Below are 17,253 nucleotides of genomic sequence, written 5' to 3'. Positions count from 1 at the left end.
AAGCATCGTTCATCACGATCGGTGACCGTAGTGCCCGAGGACTCCATGCGCCCACTGAACTGGGCAATCTCCAGGCTTCGTTCAGTCAACGGGGCATCCGCTGCCCAATGCTCCACGTCAACCCCAAGATGCTCGTCCGACTCACCGAACTGGAAGCCGACCTCCTGCAACGCCGTGCACAGGCCAAAGCCGAGGGTTGGATCGGTGAGATTGAAGGCATCGACCTCACCCTCACCTTCCTCCGTGCCAAGCGCGACGAGACCCAACGCCGAGCCCAGCGACCAACCCTGCACCTCGGCATCCCCGCCCGCCGCCGGTCGAAGGGGTCCGAATGACGTACCAGAGACCGATGCCTGATCCAGAACCTCGGACGCCTCGGCGCCCCCCGGAATATGATCGAACGGAACTGCCGTCCATGCCCGGCTCGCGGGCCCTCGGCCGGTACGGCCTCGACCTGCTCCTGTGGCCGGACAACCGCACCTATCGCATGCGAGCCTGAGCCAGTCCAGCCACGCCGCCGCAACGAATACATTCTCTTTCGCGAAATCGACAGCAAGAGTCATGCAGGGGGAAATCATGCCTACCCTTCTCTATTACCCTTTGGCTAAGCCTCCAGTGAACGTGGTCCACGAAGCGTTGCTGTACTGGGACGGCATCGCTTCGATCGTCTCGGATAGACGAGAAACGTATGAACGCACACTCATGGGCACGCTGCAAGATCTCAAGGACCGGGGATTTTACCACCCCATTAATCTCAAGCGTCATTACAGTCTTCTAGCCAACAGGGAAATCGAGGACTTTCCTGGGATGGTCGATCGGCTCCATGCACTCGGCCCCCACAGGGGGCGCCCTGTCTACCTCGACCACGGGGGCAAGGTGGGATTCGGTCTCGAAGAGGGGCTCATCGCACTTGGTGTGGCCCGACGTAATCGATTCCTTGAGCGTCCCAATCTTGGATTCCTCGTAATTCCTGAGAAGGCGCTACTCATCCTGGCCAGCACCATGGCTCAGGAGGTGGCCCGCTCGACAACGAGTATCTCCTACACGCCCTACACCGATCAGTCCACGGCTGATGAACTTTCGCTGAGGCCGAATGCATGGTCCGCTGTGTCGGCTTGGCGCGTGGAACTTGGCCGCATGCTGCCCATGCCGGCACCAGGAACCCCAACCTCCGAGGTTCTGGCCTTCCGTGAAAAATACGCCGCCGAGCGAGAACGTTTGATCAAGGCAACTCAGGCCATGCTCAGTGAGCTCAACCGGCACTGGGAACACCCGGCTGATGTTCTTCAACGCATGCGCAGCGAACTGACCCAGGCACGCGACGACTACCAGGGAGCTGTAAAGAGCAGTCGCATGGCGTGGATCACCAGGTCAATCTCCGCCACGGTGGCGGTAAGCACCGCGGTAGTCGGAGCCCTGGCCGTCCCAGACCTAGCGTGGGCGGCCGGTATCGCCGGAAGCATCGGGTTCAATATTGCCACTCGCGAGGTTCGTCCCGTGGTGCAGAAAAAGCAAGAGCATCCGTTCAGCTACCTCCGGCTCGTCGAGACAGAACTGTCGTAGCAGCGGCTTCGTGGCCGAGTTACTGGAGAGCGAGTATTGCTGAGCACCTGGGCGGACCGGAGATCCGTATCTCGCGCGGACTTCGGCGCCGCCCGCAGCCACCGAGCAAAGGCCCGACGAGCAGAGCTGCCCGTTACTGGACCAAGGAAGAAGCCGGCGCTACCGCGATCTGGCCGACGAACACCGCTGAGCAGCACGTGTCAGGCAACCGCGTCCCTGAGCAGGCAGCTTCGGGGACGAGGGCATCGGCGGTCTACCGGAGGCTAACGCTCACGCCTCGTTCCTCGAAGATCTCCAGGAGCAGGTCGAACAGCGCAACCCGGCGATCGCCGCCAGCGGGCACGCGCTCCACCAACCGTGCCCTGGCCTCGGCCGAGGAACCCCAGTGCAAGGTGAGAACGGAGTGGTGGCGCCCCAGCCGCCCCTCAGGCAGTCGTCCAGAGCGTCAAGGTTCCAGCCGAAGTATCCGCCAGGCCCGTTGATGGCTTCACCGATCGTGCAGTAGAAGGTGTCCTTGTCGACGATGTGCCGGCCGTTCAAGGTGAACGCCTGGCCTGCGGGCGCATCGGGCTTTCCCTGGCGTTGGTACTCCCGGGACCACAGGGCCACCGACAGCCACGCGTGTCTGTCCGCGGGTGCGAGTTCGTGCCACATTCCGGTGCGGTTCAGGCGATCAGTCCGGAGCAGATCCCACGCTCGTTCCGCTCCAGGCAAGGCGTTCTCGCACCACAGTGTCACCGTGAGGTCGACGAGGCCGGCTCCACGGGCGGAAGGCTTGACGTCGACGACGGTGACCTCGTTGACGAAGTAGGACCCCATGGTGGCACCGTCGCCGTCGAGGAGATCGAACCAGGCGTTCCCCGCCATGGCGCGACGACCACCGACATGATTGACGCTCTTCAGTAGGCCACCCTGCGGAAGGCAACCTTCGAGGCGCACTCGGCGAGCGCCCTCATCAGCCGGCAGAGGCGTGAAGAACCCCTCGGCCTCGTGGGCAAAGCCCCAGAAGTCGCTGTCGTCCTCGTCCGAGGTCAGCGTGTACTTCTGCCCCTCGCCGCCCCGCCCTGATGTTCGCATCGCCCCCCCATGAGAGCGCTGATCCTACCGACGCTCGGCGACCTGCCGGGCGGTCGCCGGCGCCGGCGCGCCCCCCTGACCCCATCCCATCCATCTCGGAGGTCCTTTGACGAGCCACATAACCGCCGTCACCCGTGAGAGTGAAGTGCAGAGAAGCACCGGCGAATACAAGATAAAGCCGATAAAACGACAAGTAAGAGAACTCCTCGGCTACCCCTACCCACGGCGCATCCCGAAGGACGTCTTCGTCGAGCAGTGGGTGGGCATCTCCACGGACGAGTTCCACCGCGCCAAGGATGCCGACGTCCGCTACATGCGCAATCGGCACCCTCTGATCGACCTTGGCTGGTCCCGAAGCGACTGCGTCCGGTACCTCACGTCGCTGGGTTTCGCCAACACGCCGAAATCGAGTTGCCTCGGCTGTCCCTTTCACGGCAACGCTCAGTGGCGGCACATCCGCGACACCAGCCCCGACGAGTGGCGGGACGTCGTGGACTTCGACGCTGCCATCCGCCAGGGCAACGCCCGCGCCAACGCCAGCGGCAACCCGCTGCTGGGACAGGCGTTCCTCCACCGCTCCCGCGTGCCGCTGGACCAGGCGCCGATCGACCACGTCACCACCGCCGAGTGGGCCGCCCGCCAGGACGAACTGTCCGACGGCCCCGGCATGGAGGAGTTGGAGCACGGTGTCACGGACGGCTGCTCCCCGTGGGCGTGCCGCGGGGAGGCGGACACCGCGCTGAGGCGGGACGACTTCGGACTGGCCTCTTGACCGTCCTTGATCTGTTCTCCGGCGCGGGCGGCTGGGGCCACGCCCTCACCGTCCTCGGTGTACAGGACGTCGGTCTGGAATGGGACGCGTGGGCCTGCCTGACCCGGGCCCGCGCGGGGCAGTTGACGCTGCGGACGGATGTGGCGCTGTATCCGGTGTGGCCGTGGGTCGGCCGTACGCGGGGGCTGATCGCGAGCCCGCCGTGCCAGGCGTGGTCGATGGCCGGTAAGCGCCTCGGGCTGGTGGACCAGCCGCTGGTACACCAGGCGGTCGCCGACCTCGCCGCCGGCCGGGATACCCGCGAGCATCTGCTCGCCGCCTGCCGGGACCCACGTTCGCTGCTGGCCGCCGAGCCGATGCGCTACCTCCACGCGCTGAACGCGGTGGGTGAGCCGGAGTGGGTCGCGATGGAGGAGGTCCCTGACGTCCTACCCCTGTGGCGGCAGTACGCGGCCGTCCTGCGCCGCTGGGGCTTCTCGGTGTGGACCGGCGTCCTCAACGCCGCCGACTACGGCGTGCCCCAGACCAGACGCCGGGCGATCCTGATCGCCTCCCGGGTCCGCACCGCCCAGCCACCCAAGCCCACCCACGCCCAGGTCGCGGAGCCGGACTCCCTGTTCGGGCCGGGTCGCGCCCGGTGGGTCAGCATGGCCCAGGCACTCGGCTGGGGCGCCACCGACCGTCCCGTTCCCACCGTGTGCGCCGGCGGCGGACCGGGCGGCGGGCCCGAGCCCTTCCCCTCCGGCTCCCGCAAGACACTGTCCGACGCCCGGGAGCGTGGCACCTGGATGCCCCGGTTGGACGAAGTGGTCGTGCAGTCCCGACGTGAAGCCGAGGCTCACCGTTGGTCCTGGTCTCTGCGCAGCAACAACCAGGCCAACGCCACCATCCGTCCGCTGTCCGAGCTGGCCGGCACGCTCTTCTTCGGGCACCGCGCCAATGAGTGCACCTGGGTCGCCGAACCCGCCACCTCTTCGGCCGCGGACCCCGATGCGCCGGTCGTTCCCGAGCCGATCCGGATCACCGCCCGCGAGGCCGGTCTGCTGCAGACTTTCCCCGCCGATTACCCCTGGGCCGGCAACAAGGGCCAGCAGTTCTCCCAGATCGGCAACGCCGTGCCCCCGCTGCTCGCCCGCCACCTCCTCGCCCCGCACCTCGGCGTCGCCCTCGACCCCGACGACTTCACCCTCGCCGCCTGATGCCCCACACCTCCACTCCCGAACCCGACGAAGACGACCTCTACGCCGTCCCACCGCCCCAGCCGGTGTTCCACGTCGAGCAGGCACTCCTGGGGGCTTTCCTCCTCGACCCGCACCGCCTGGACGACGTGAACGGCATCGCCGCTGACTCTTTCTCCACCGCCGCGCACGCCGCCCTGTATGCCGCGATCAGCACCGTGCCGCGGCCCGACCCCGCCGGGCACGCGAAGAACACCAAGTGGCTCGACCGCGTGCTCGCCACGGGTCGGGAGCAGGCGCGCGGACTGACCGCCTCCTACCTGCACACCCTCGTCCAGGTCTGTCCCTGGCCCAGCCACGCCCCCGCCTACGCCCGCATGGTCGAGGCGGAGCACGCCCGCCGCCGCCTGCTGACGGCCGCCGAACACCTCGTCCACACCGCCCACGACGTCTGTCTCCCGCACCCCGTCCAGCCGGTGCTCGCCGAGGCCGATGCGCTCGCGGCGGTCGTGGACGACATCGCGAACCGATTCCCCCCGCGCTCCGGTGTCCTCCCCCGCACCCCGGCGCCGCCCTCCGTCTGGACGACGGCAGCGAACCAGGCGAGATCCTGCGCATGCTGGCCGAACCGGCCGGATCCGTCGAGCACTGGGGCGAGCGCGTCCTGCAGCGCTCCCTCCTGGCCACGGCCGAGCACACGGGCCGACGCATCGAGGCGTACGCCGGCGACCCCGCGAACACCCCCTTCCAGCTCGTCGTCGGCGCCCGCCATCCGCGCCGGCCCGCCGACCACCACGGCCGCACACGCCGCCCGGTCCACACGAGCAACCCGATAACCCCGCACGTACACCGGTGGCCGGCGCCCAAGGCCCGGCCACCGGTGCCAGAGACGAGACCCCCTGTGACCACCGCCATCGACGCCCATGTCCGCCTCGACACCCACCCCACCCACCCGAGCGCCCTGCAGGCTCCTCCATCCCGGTCTGGTAGCGATGGATGCGGTCTTCCGTCCCGTGATAGATCTTCGCGACCAGCTCGTGGCGTTGCGCGTGACGGCTGCTCTGCGTTTCGATCTGTCGGCGATAATCGGGATTGTCGATGAGGCCCAGGATGTGTGCGGTCTTGAAGATTTTCCCGTAGTGGGCGAGGGCCTTGCCCAAGGACGTCGGGGTGCCGTTGCGGATCACAATGCGGATCGCGTCCGCGGACCGAATGCGGCCGAAATGGACCGCTCCGACGAGACGGAGCATGTCGTCCCAGCGCCGTTCGATGAGTGCGGTGCCGATCTTGTTGCGGGTGGCGTGCTGCAAGGGGCCGTAGTCTTCGCCGGAGGCGGTGTCCATGCGGGCGAGGGTCATGTCAGTGATGTCGGCGGCTGCAGGTGTGTAGGTGTAGCCGGAGAGCGCAAGCAGGCCGAAGATGATCTCTTAGTGCGGGCCGCCCTCCGCGACGATCTTCTGGGGCTTCCCATGGGGGCCTGACTCCGGGAGCCGGCGACCTTGAAGGCGTTGGTGCGGCGTTCGTTAACGTACGGCAAAGTGGCCGGTTTGCGGAACACCCCCGCGCCGGCGGGGAGAACTCTCCGCACACCGGGCACGTCAGGGCGGAGGGCGGAACACCCCCGCGTCGGCGGGGAGGACGCGAAGCACGCAGGCCGCAGCGACAGGGACGCATGAACATCTCCGCGTCCGCTGTTGAGGACACCGGGGCAATGTCCGGGGATGCGATTACGGTCATGATCCTCACAAGGCGACCGGAACCCTCCGCCCCATGAGCGCCGCATGGGGGGCATGAGCCAGTGACGATAAGCGCGGTAAATGCGACTGCAAGGCGAGAATGGTGATACGTATCCTTGTGGGCACTCTGGGCGGTTCCTGCGGGCGCGTTCAGGTCTGATATTCCAGACATCTGATTGCTCTTGAGGGTCTTCGGTGTTAACGGGTGGCATACCCGCCAGAGCGTGAAGCCTCCACCTCATAGAAAACGTGATGTATGTCACTCTTGACTGATGAACATGATCGCCACATGATCCTCACAGATTTCTTGTATTGAACACTTAAAGAGGACGGGTGGGTGGGGGGCGTGTTCACGCGGAGACGACGCCATGGTTGGCGCCGGCCGGTGCGAAGCGGGGCGATAGCCGTTGCACTGCTGGCGGGGGCGATACCGCCGATAACGGTTGGGATAACCCCAGCCTTGGCTGACGACAGGGCAGTTTCGGCGTCCGCTGACAGAACTGCCGAGTCGAAGGCGAGCGCTCTCGCGGCGGAGAGCGGTGAGAGGGTCGCTGTGGAGACGGCGACCACCGAGTCCTCTCAAATCTACGCCAACCCAGACGGCACATTCACCCAGGAGATGAACGCTGCTCCCGTCCGCGCCCGCAAGGACGGCGGAACCTGGGCCCCCATAGACACCGCTCTCGTGCGTGAGGCCGACGGCTCCATCCAGGCGAGCAACACGACAACCCATGTCACGTTTAACGGCGGTGACAGCGGCGAGCCGCTGGTGAAGCTGGAGGACGAGGGGCACACATTGCGGCTGGGCTGGCCCACCGCCCTTCCTGTGCCCCAACTGGACGGTGACACCGCCATCTACACCGATGTCCTCCCGGACGTTGATCTGCAACTGACGGCGCTGAGCACCGGGTACACCTCTGTACTCGTGGTGAAGACGGCCGAGGCCGCGAAAAACCCGGCGCTCGCAACCATCCAGATGAGTGTCGCAGGCGGCAGCCTGGGCATTTCCCCTACGGCCGACGGAGGTTTCATCGCGCGGGACGCCGACGGAACCCCGGTCTTCGAAAGCCCGGCCGGGCGCATGTGGGACTCAGCAGGTGACACTCCCACTGCTGCGACCAACGATGTCATCACGCAGTCCGCCTTCACGGCTTCCCCGACCGGAACACAGGAGGGCTCCGCAGAGACGGGACCGGCTCCACTGCCCGAGGCCGGAGGAGAGCCGACGCCCTCCCAGGGCCCAAGCAGCGGCGATGCGACGGCGGAACTCCCGCTCAAAATCACCGACACCGCCCTGGAGATCACGCCCGACCCGGCACTGTTGCACGGCGAGGACACCGTTTTCCCGCTCTACATCGACCCGCCGACCAAGGGCATCGCACTGGGCGACTGGACGGCACTGTCCTCAGACGGCGACAAGTTCTGGGAGTTCGACGGGGACAAGGGCGTGGGGCGCTGCTCCAACTACGCCGGCTACCTCTGCTCCAACAGCCCGTACACGCAGCGCCTGTACTTCGAGTATCCGCTCTCGTCGATCCACGGTAAGAAGATCCTCGACGCGACGATGGAGGTGTACCAGGTATGGACGTTCACCTGCGATCCGCACTGGTACGACCTAAGCCATGTCGACAAAGGCATCTCCTCCAGCACCACTTGGTCTACCCGGCCCACCGCGGACGACCTCATGGGCGACCGGAACGTGGCCTACGGCCGGGGCAGCCTGTGTGACCCGTCGCAGCCAGCGAACTGGGTGCGCTTCAGCGACAACGTGGACGAGGAGACGAACGAAAACCTGACGACGACGCTGGCGTCCCACGCTGCGAACAAGTCCGCGCAAATCACGTTCTCCCTGACCGCGCACGACGAGTCCGATGCCGGCGCCTGGGCACGCTTCCGCAACGACGCCAAACTGTCGGTCACCTACGTCTCCTACCCCAGCAAGCCGACCTCCTACGGCGTCCAGCAGGGCACGACAGGGCGGGCCTGCAACGCCGCCACCCTCCCCTTCGCCACCAGCGACACCACGCCGAAGATGCTGGCCACGGTACAGTCAGCCGACGGCTCCAACTCCCAGCTGCGCGCCCTGTTCGAGGTGTGGAAGGCCGACGGCTCCAGCCGCGCCTGGTACGCAGCTTCCCCGGACGAAGCCTGGGTGGCCGACAACGCTCCCCGCACCGCGACATCGACCGCGCTGCCGGCGCAGACGGATTACCGGATGCGGGTCAAGACGCAGGCGTACTACAAGACCGATCGCGGAGCCACCGGCGTTCTCGATTCGGCTTGGTCGTCCTGGTGCTACTTCCGTGTAGACACCGACTCACCACCGCCTCCCGTGGTGACGAGCGCCGACGATATCTACAAGCCGGCGGAGACCGATCCGGCCGCCGGCGGTGTGGGCGTCGCGGGCCAGTTCACTTTCACTCCTGCGGACACCAATCCCAGCACCGCCGGTATCCAGTCCGACGTCGTCAGCTACAGGTTCAAGCTGAACAGCGGAGCGGTCTCCGCCCCGATCAACGTCGCCAAGGGCGAGGCCGTCACCCGCACCATCACACCCAACCAACCCGGTGAAAACACTATCCAGGTCTGGGGCTACGACGCGGCCAGCCACAGCTCGCTCACCGGCTACTACAGCTTCCTGGTCAAGGGCGCAGAACAGCCCACCGGTATCTGGCACCTTGACAACGGCCTCACCGACACCACCACTGCCACGCAGCATCCGCTGACCTCCTCGGGCGCTACCTACGACGCCCTGGCACGCGGTGGGTCCGGCGCGGCAAAACTCAACGGCACCAGCACCTACCTCTCCACCTCCGGCCCGGTCCTGGACACCACCAAGTCCTTTACTGTCTCGGCCTGGGCACGGCTGACGAAGAAGGACGTCAACTACACCGTCCTGTCCCAGGCGGGAACGACTGCCTCGGGTTTCCAGCTGTACTATTCGACCGCCTACGACGCCTGGGTCTTCAACCGTCACCAGACCGACGTGTCCGGCCCCGCGATCACCCGCTCGATCGGCACCAAGCCGCCGGTCCTGAATGCCTGGACCCACCTGGCGGGCGTCTACGACGCGGCGGCACAGACCGTGCAGCTCTACGTCAACGGTTCCCCCCAGGGCGACCCAGTGCCGTTCACGGTCACCCCTTGGAAGGCATCCGGGAACCTGCAGGTCGGGCGGCTGTGGGCATCGGCGACCGGCAAGGAGCACTTCGCGGGCACCATCGACGAGGTCAAGGTCTGGTCCCGCGCGCTGGCCGACACTGAGGTCACCCACGACGCCTGGCTGGAGGACGAGGACATCAGCGACGGCACGGCCGGCGACCCCGTCCCAGCGCTCGTCGCCAAGTGGGACGCCACCGACCTGAGCAACGCCACCGGTACCACGGTCAAGGACACCAGTGGCTTCGGCCGCAACCTGACACTCAACGGAGCCGCGCTCACTCAGTTCACCACCGGCGACCCGGACATCGGCGAAGAGGTCACCACCACGCAGACGATGACCCTGAACGGCACCAGCGCCTACGCCACTGCCCCCGGGCCAGTCGTCGACGACTCCGGATCCTTCACCGCCACCGCCTGGGTCACCCTGGACCCGACCAAGCTCGCCGACACCAGCAAGTCCTACACGGTGCAAGTGTTCGGACAGTCGGGCACAAGCCAGTCCTCCTGGGGAGTCTGGTACGAACAGCCGGCCGGCAGCGCGCAAGGACGATGGACGTTCGGCCGACCTGACAAGGACGGCACCGGCGCCGCCTGGACCGAGAGCGAGTCCACCGCACTGACCACCACCCAGCTCGGCGTGCCGGTCATGCTGACGGCCGTCTACGACGCCCAGGCGGCAGCCGACCCCGAAGACACCTCCAAGCTCGGCGCGCTGCGGCTGTACGTCGACAGCGCCCTGATGGGAGACGAGGACGGCGTGCCGTACACGACCACCTGGCAAGGCGGAGGCGCGTACGAAATCGGCCGAGCGAAGATCAACGGGGCCGCCGCCCGCTACTTCCCCGGGAAGATCGACAGCGTCCGCGTCTGGGCCGGAGCCACCTCCACCGACAGCGTCGCCAACCGGCACAACCTCGAGCAACGGTAAAAACGGGACAGGCCGGGGCGCATCCGTTGCGCCCCGGCCGCGTCGTGACCCAGCTCGGGTGCCGCTGATGCTGCCGCCCAAGCCCCAACTGTCTCCCCATATATCCCGGACACACGCCTGTTCACGGACGTGTGTCCGGGAGCAGCGCCCACGGCACCGACGTCATTGCCACGGACGTTCCCCCACCCATCGTCAAACACGGAGAGTAACTGTGTCATCGCCACCCTTCCGCAGACGCCTTCCAGGGGCAGTCCTGCGCCGCTGGCTCGGCCGTGGTGCCCTCGTCACCTCCCTGGCAGTCCTTCCTCAAGTCGTGGTCCCCCTGGGGTACGACTTCGCTGCCCAGGCCCAGACCGCGACAGCCCGCAAGCAGCTGGAGGACCGGCCCGAGGCGAAGATCGACAAGGTCGGCAAGCTCAAACCCGGCACGTCCAAGGCCCCGAAGGACAAAGCGACTCCCGCCTCGGCCAAGACCCGTACCCGGCTGAAGAACACCTCCTGGCCGGCCACCGGAAAGGCCACCACCGAGGTGCCCGCGGCCTCTGAGAGCACCACCGTCACCGTCGGCGGACTCGGCGTGGACCTGGCCCAGGAACCCACCGCCAAGGGGCACAAGTCGGCCAAGACCAAGACGGAAGCCAAGGCCACCGGCCCCGCTGAGAAAGTGGCCCTGCGGGTCCACTCCCAGGCAGCTGCGAAGAAAGCCGGCGTCAACGGCATCCTGCTCACCGTCGACCCCGCCGAGGCCACCACCGGAGACACCGACCGGCTCCGGGTGTCTTTGGACTACTCCATTTTCAACGATGTCTACGGCGGCAACTTCGGTCCCCGCCTGAGCCTGGTGACGCTGCCGGTGTGCGCCCTGACCACCCCGGAAAAGGAGTCCTGCCGCAAGCAGCAGCCCGTCACCGGAGCGAACAACGACACCGGGGCACAGACCCTGACGGGAACCGTCTCCGCCCGTACCCTCGCGGCCGGCACCCCGGTGCTGCTGGCAGCGGCGGCCGACAGCTCAGGCGGCGGAGGCGACTACGGAGCCACCCCGCTGTCACCGACCGCGACCTGGGAAGCCGGCGGCAGCACAGGCGACTTCACCTGGAACTACCCGCTACGGGTTCCGCCGGCCACCGCAGGCCCCGCCCCGGAACTCTCCATCTCCTACAACTCCGCCTCGGTCGACGGCCGCACAGCCGGGGAGAACAACCAGACCTCGGTGGTCGGCGAGGGCTTCTCCATCACCGAGTCCTACATCGAGCGTAAATACGCCTCCTGCAAGGACGACGGCCAGTCAGGCAAGGGCGACCTGTGCTGGAAGTACGCCAACGCCACCCTCGTCCTCAACGGCAAAGCCGTCGAACTCGTCAACCCCTGCACCGACGACGCAGCCTGTGACACCGCGTCCCTGTCCGAAGCGCCCGGCGGCAACTGGAGACTGAAGAACGAGGACGGCACCCGCGTCGAACACCTCACCGGCGCCACCGGCAACGGCGACAACAACGGCGAGTACTGGAAGGTGACGGACGCCTCCGGCAACCAGTACTACTTCGGCAAACACCGCATGCCCGGCTGGAGCGACAAGAGCACCACCGACACCACCGACGACGACCCGACCACCGACTCCACCTGGACCGTCCCCGTCTTCGGCGACGACAGCGGCGAGCCGTGCTACAAGTCCACCGGCTTCGCCGACTCCTCCTGCAACCAGGCATGGCGCTGGAACCTCGACTACGTCGTCGACACCCACGACAACGCCAGCACCTACTGGTACAGCAAGGAGACGAACTACTACTCCAAAAACGCCGACACCACGGTCAACGGCACCGGCTACACCCGCGGCGGCTACCTCAACCGCATCGACTACGGCCTGCGCAGCGACCTGATCTACACCAAGCCCGCCGCACAGCAGGTAAAGTTCACCTACGCCGAGCGCTGCGTCACCACCGACGGATGCGCCAGCCTGACGAAGGACACCAAGGCGAACTGGCCCGACGTGCCCTTCGACATGATCTGCGCTTCGGGCACCGAATGCACCACGCAGATCGGGCCGGCCTTCTTCACCCGCAAGCGCCTGACCGACGTCACCACCTCGGTCTGGACCGGCACTGGCACCACGCGCAGGGACGTCGACACCTGGCACCTGGAGCAGAACTTCCCCGACACCGGAGACGCCTCGTCGCCCAGCCTGTGGCTGAAGTCCATCCAGAACACCGGCAAGGCCAACGGCACCACGGCCGCCATGCCGCCCATCGTCTTCGGCGGCATCCAGATGTCCAACCACGTCGAGGGCAGCGGCCCGGACACCCTGCGCTACATCAAATGGCGCGTGCGCACCATCAAGTCCGAGGCCGGATCCACCCTCACCGTCAACTACTCCGACCCCGACTGCATCTGGGGCAGCAACATGCCCAGTGCGGTCGACAAGAACACCCAGCGCTGCTTCCCCGTCAAGTGGTCCCAGTCCGGAGCAACCCCGACCACCGACTGGTTCCACAAATACGTCGTCACCTCCGTCTTCCAAGACGACCCCTACGGGCACGCCGACACCGCCGAGACGTACTACGACTACCAGGGCGGCGCCGGCTGGGCCTACGCCGACGACGAGGGCCTGACCAAGGCGTCCAACCGCACCTGGTCCCAGTGGCGCGGCTACGGCAAGGTCGTGGAAACCTCCGGCAACTCCGAAGGCCCGCGCTCCAAGAAGTCCACCCTCTACATGCGCGGCCTCAACGGAGAAAAGGAACTCGACGGCACCGCCCGCACGGAGAAGGTGACCGACTCCGCCGGGACTGCCCTCGACGACGCCCGCCAATACGCCGGCTTCGTCCGCGAAACCATCATCTACAACGGTTCCGAGGAACTCAGCGGCACCATCAACACGCCCTGGTCCCACAAGACCGGAAGCCACACCTACAGCTGGGGCACCACCGACTCCTGGATCGTCCAGGCCGGCGAGACCGCCACCCGCACCAAAATCTCCACCGGCACCCGCACGGTCAAACAAAAGACCACCTACGACACCACCTACGGCATGCCCCTCACCGTCGAGGACAGCGGCGACGCCGCCAAGACCGGTGACGAATCCTGCGTGCGCACCAGCTACGCCCGCAACACCGACGTCTGGATCGTGAACAAGGTCTCCCGCACCGAGACCTACTCGGTCCCCTGCGCCACCGTCCCGACACTCCCCGACGACGCCGTCTCCGACCTCACCACGGCCTACGACGGCCAGGCCGTCGGCGCCGCGCCGACCAAGGGCGACATAACCGCCTCCTACAGGATCACCAGCTACAACGCGGCCGACAAAACTCCCGTCTACCAAAGGGTCTCCAGCTCCACCTACGACAAGCTGGGCCGTCCCCTCACCGCGACCAACGCCCTCAACCAGACCGTGAAAACGGCCTACGTCCCCGACGGCAGCGGCTACGGCCCCCTGACCTCCAAAACCAGCACCGACCCCAAGCTGTACACGTCCACCACCGAGGTGGACCCGGCCTGGGGAACAGCCACCAAGACCACCGACGCCAACGGCAACATCACCGAGTGGGCTTTCGACGCACTCGGCCGCCTCCGCTCGGTCTGGAAACCGGACCGCTCCCGCGCCCTCGACGACGCCGCTAGCATCACCTACGCCTACAGCGTCAACAACGACAAGGAGACCTGGGTCCGCACCGACGCCCTCAAGGCCGACGGAAAAACCTACAACAGCTCCTACGAAATATTCGATGGCCTGCTGCGCCCCCGGCAGAAGCAGATGCCCTCGCCCAACGGCGGCCGGGTCATCTCCGAAACCCTCTACGACGACCGCGGCCTCGCCACTGTCGCCAACGACCAGGTCCACGACAACAACACGCCCTCGGGAGCGCTGGCCAACACCTACCCCGGCTCCGTCCCCGCCTCGACCGAAACGGTCTTCGACGCCGCGGGCCGCGCCACCGAATCCATCTTCCGGGTCTATGACCAGGAGAAGTGGCGCACCAAGACCGACGATCAGGGAGACCGCACCGCCGTCACCGCCGCCGATGGCGGCACCGGCACGCTGACCATCACCGACGCCCGAGGCCGGATTACTGAGCGCCGTGAGTACGGCGGCCCCGTCCCGACCGGCAGCGACTACACCCGCACCCTGTACGAATACACCCCGGGCGGCCAACTACAGAAGATGACCGGTCCAGACGGGGCAGTGTGGACCTACGGCTACGACCTACGGGGAAGGAAAACCACCTCCACCGATCCCGACAAGGGCACCGTCACCACCACCTACAACGACGCAGACCAACCTCTGACGGTCACGTCCACCCTCGACCGCACCACACGAACCCTCATCACTGACTACGACGAACTCGGACGTAAGACCGGTACCTGGGACGGCACCAAGGACAACGCCCACCAGCTCACCAAATTCACCTACGACACCCTGGCCAAGGGACAGCCGACCGCATCGATCCGCTACGTCGGCGGCACCACCGGCAAGATCTACTCCCAGGTCGTCACGGGCTACGACGCACTCGGCCGCGCCAAGGGCACCAAAACAGTCATCGCCGCCTCCGACCCCCTGGTCACCGCCGGCGCTCCGCAGACGTTCACCACGTCGGCCACGTACAACATCGACGGAACCATCCAGTCGACCACAATGCCCGCAGTAGCCGGTCTGCCCGCCGAAACCGTCACCAACAGCTACAACAGCCTCGGCATGCTCACCGGCACCGACGGCATGACCGACTACGTACAGAACATCGGCTACTCACCCTACGGCGAGATCGAAGAAACCCGCCTGGGAACGTCCACCGACGCCAAGCAACTGCAGATACTCAACCGCTACGAGGACGGCACCCGCCGACTGGCCAACACCCACACCGTCGACCAAACCAACGCCGGATACACCAGCGACATCGACTACACCTACGACGCCACCGGCAACATCAAGTCCATCACCGATGAAGCAGGCACCCAGGACACCCAATGCTTCACCTACGACGGATACCGCCGTCTGACTGAAGCCTGGACACCCTCCTCGAACGACTGCACCAGCTCCCGCTCCGCGACAGCACTCGGCGGACCGGCACCCTACTGGACCAGCTGGACCTACAAGCCCGGCGGCCTGCGCGACACCCAAACCGAACACACAACCACCGGCGACACCAAGACCGTCTACAGCTACCCCGCCGTCAGCACCGACGGAGCCGGCCAGCCCCACACCCTGACGTCCACCACCACAGGGAACGCGACCAGGACATACAGCTACGACGAACAGGGCAACACCACCAACCGCTACGGGCCCAGCGGTACAGCCCAAGTCCTTACCTGGGACATCGAAGGAGAGCTCACCCGCCTCACCGAGGGCACGAAGACCACCGACTACCTCTACGACGCTGACGGCGAGCTCTTGATACGCCGCGGCTCCGACAAAACGGTCCTCTATCTCGACGGCCAAGAACTCCACTACAACACGACCACCAAAAAACTCACCGCCCAGCGTTACTACCCGTCCGGCGATGCCACCGCCGTCCGTACCGAAGCGGGATTGTCCTGGATGGTAGACGACCACCACGGCACCGCATCGATGACGGTCGACGCCACCACACAAAACATCACCCGCCGCTACACCAAACCCTTCGGCGAAACCCGCGGCGCCACCCCATCGGCCTGGCCCGACGACAAGGGATTCCTCGGCAAACCCACCGACGCAGACACTGGCCTCACTCACGTCGGCGCACGTGAATACGACCCGACAACCGGACGCTTCCTCACCGTCGACCCTGTCCTCGCACCCGACGATCACGAATCCCTCAACGGCTACGCATACGCCAACAACACCCCCGTCACCAAATCCGACCCCACCGGGCTACGACCGGACACTGGATGCGAGCGGGGATGCAAAGACGCCGCAGGGAACTCCTATCAAGTCGCGGTGACTCCGAGCGCTAACGGATGGGTGTACCACTCGACCAAGACGTACACCCAAAATTTCGAGTACCAGAAAAATGATGGCAGTACCGGAAGCGGCACCATGACCGTCACCGTCCGCACAGACGGGGGTGTAAGCACAGCGAAAATTACCTTCAAGAAGGGCCCCGACCCGAAACCTGAGAAGAAGGAACAGCCCCGTTGGACCCTGCTCGCGGGCAGCTACCCCCAGCCGGCGAACCAAGCGGCAGAAGACCTCCTCGCCGACCGGCCCAAGCTGGCAACTTGGCAAAAGGTTGTGGTGGGTGCCATCGCCACCGTGGCCGCAGCTATAGTCGTTGCCCCGGTCGCCGTCGCCGTGGGCGAGGGATGCCTGGCTACAGCTCCGGTCTGTGCGGCGGAAATCGCAGAGATGGCGACCGGTGGTGCATCAGGCGGGAGCGCGCTTGTAGGCTCAGGAGCGGCCGGTGCTGCCGGACTCCGCGCGGCAAGAGGCGCGGAAGCGCAAGCTCTGGGCCTTCGCCGAGAAGAGTACGTGGCCAAACTAGTCGGAGGCTTCGTCGCTAAGGACGAGAAAGGGCAGGACATAAAGATTGTTATGCCCAACGTAGGGTCGAGCGGCCTCGACGTAGTCGGGCCGAATGGGGAATACATATTCGTGGGAGGTGGAGCGAAGGCGGCAAAACCGGCCGAATTCGGCAAGGCCCTCAAAATCAATAAGTACGCCGCAGACCAGGCTGGCGTGCAAGGTCATTACTACCTAGACGCCAGCAATACGCCCGAGAGTGCATTTGCGCAAGCACGCAAAGTATTCGGCGAAGATAACGTACACAGCTTCAACATGCCGTGAAGGTTGCAATGGGAGACGGTTTCATTCGCTGGTACAGAGAGTCAGGTGCGATTCCTGTATTCTCTGACCAAGTGGCCGCATTC

The 17,253-nt window shown here is 66.0% G+C and carries 7 protein-coding genes and 2 pseudogenes; 7 read left to right on the top strand and 2 right to left on the bottom strand.

Going from position 1 to position 17,253, the window contains the following annotated elements:
- Window positions 1–335 (top strand): annotated as a pseudogene (locus ACIQR3_RS36470) (hypothetical protein); the annotation flags it as partial.
- Window positions 336–576: 241 nt separating this feature from the next.
- On the top strand, window positions 577–1,563 hold the full coding sequence (locus ACIQR3_RS36465) for a hypothetical protein (protein WP_403545626.1): 987 nt from the start codon (window positions 577–579) through the stop codon (window positions 1,561–1,563).
- 270 nt (window positions 1,564–1,833) lie between these two features.
- On the opposite strand, the gene ACIQR3_RS36460 is transcribed toward ACIQR3_RS36465, so the two are convergent.
- A complete protein-coding gene (locus ACIQR3_RS36460; RefSeq protein WP_403545624.1) occupies window positions 1,834–2,640 on the bottom strand; it encodes a barstar family protein in 807 nt (268 codons plus the stop codon).
- Between the two features lie 145 nt (window positions 2,641–2,785).
- Here ACIQR3_RS36460 and ACIQR3_RS36455 point away from each other — a divergent pair, with 145 nt between their 5' ends.
- From ACIQR3_RS36455 to ACIQR3_RS36445, 3 genes are read left to right on the top strand one after another with little or no spacing between them, the layout of a single operon-like run.
- Window positions 2,786–3,412, top strand: coding sequence for a hypothetical protein (locus ACIQR3_RS36455; RefSeq protein ID WP_403545623.1), 627 nt, complete (start codon window positions 2,786–2,788; stop codon window positions 3,410–3,412).
- Window positions 3,409–4,611, top strand: coding sequence for a DNA cytosine methyltransferase (locus ACIQR3_RS36450; RefSeq protein WP_403545621.1), 1,203 nt, complete (start codon window positions 3,409–3,411; stop codon window positions 4,609–4,611). The genes ACIQR3_RS36455 and ACIQR3_RS36450 overlap by 4 nt, the downstream gene beginning before the upstream one ends.
- Entirely contained in the window at window positions 4,611–5,426 is an 816-nt protein-coding gene (locus ACIQR3_RS36445; protein ID WP_403545620.1) for a DnaB-like helicase N-terminal domain-containing protein, read from the top strand. The genes ACIQR3_RS36450 and ACIQR3_RS36445 overlap by 1 nt, the downstream gene beginning before the upstream one ends.
- 204 nt (window positions 5,427–5,630) lie before the next feature.
- Here ACIQR3_RS36445 and ACIQR3_RS36440 read toward each other — a convergent pair.
- A pseudogene (locus tag ACIQR3_RS36440) lies at window positions 5,631–5,957 on the bottom strand (Tn3 family transposase); the annotation flags it as partial.
- A gap of 922 nt (window positions 5,958–6,879) precedes the next feature.
- Here ACIQR3_RS36440 and ACIQR3_RS36435 point away from each other — a divergent pair.
- Together ACIQR3_RS36435 and ACIQR3_RS36430 are read left to right on the top strand one after the other, a co-directional pair.
- Window positions 6,880–10,416, top strand: coding sequence for a LamG-like jellyroll fold domain-containing protein (locus ACIQR3_RS36435; RefSeq protein ID WP_403545618.1), 3,537 nt, complete (start codon window positions 6,880–6,882; stop codon window positions 10,414–10,416).
- Between the two features lie 313 nt (window positions 10,417–10,729).
- On the top strand, window positions 10,730–17,170 hold the full coding sequence (locus tag ACIQR3_RS36430) for an RHS repeat domain-containing protein (protein WP_403545616.1): 6,441 nt from the start codon (window positions 10,730–10,732) through the stop codon (window positions 17,168–17,170).
- Window positions 17,171–17,253: the final 83 nt, after the last annotated feature.

The sequence above is a fragment of the Streptomyces sp. NPDC090994 genome, from assembly GCF_044768905.1.
In the GTDB taxonomy this organism is placed as follows: Bacteria; Actinomycetota; Actinomycetes; order Streptomycetales; family Streptomycetaceae; genus Streptomyces.
The sequence above is the reverse complement of the archived record's forward strand: the minus strand, read 5'-3'. Positions and strand labels throughout refer to the sequence as shown.

Bases quoted from the DNA above. Each gene is read 5' to 3' on its own strand.
- ACIQR3_RS36465 (WP_403545626.1), top strand. From the start codon at position 577: ATGCCTACCCTTCTCTATTACCCTTTGGCTAAGCCTCCAGTGAACGTG.
- ACIQR3_RS36445 (WP_403545620.1), top strand. From the start codon at position 4,611: ATGCCCCACACCTCCACTCCCGAACCCGACGAAGACGACCTCTACGCC.
- ACIQR3_RS36460 (WP_403545624.1), bottom strand. From the start codon at position 2,640: ATGCGAACATCAGGGCGGGGCGGCGAGGGGCAGAAGTACACGCTGACC.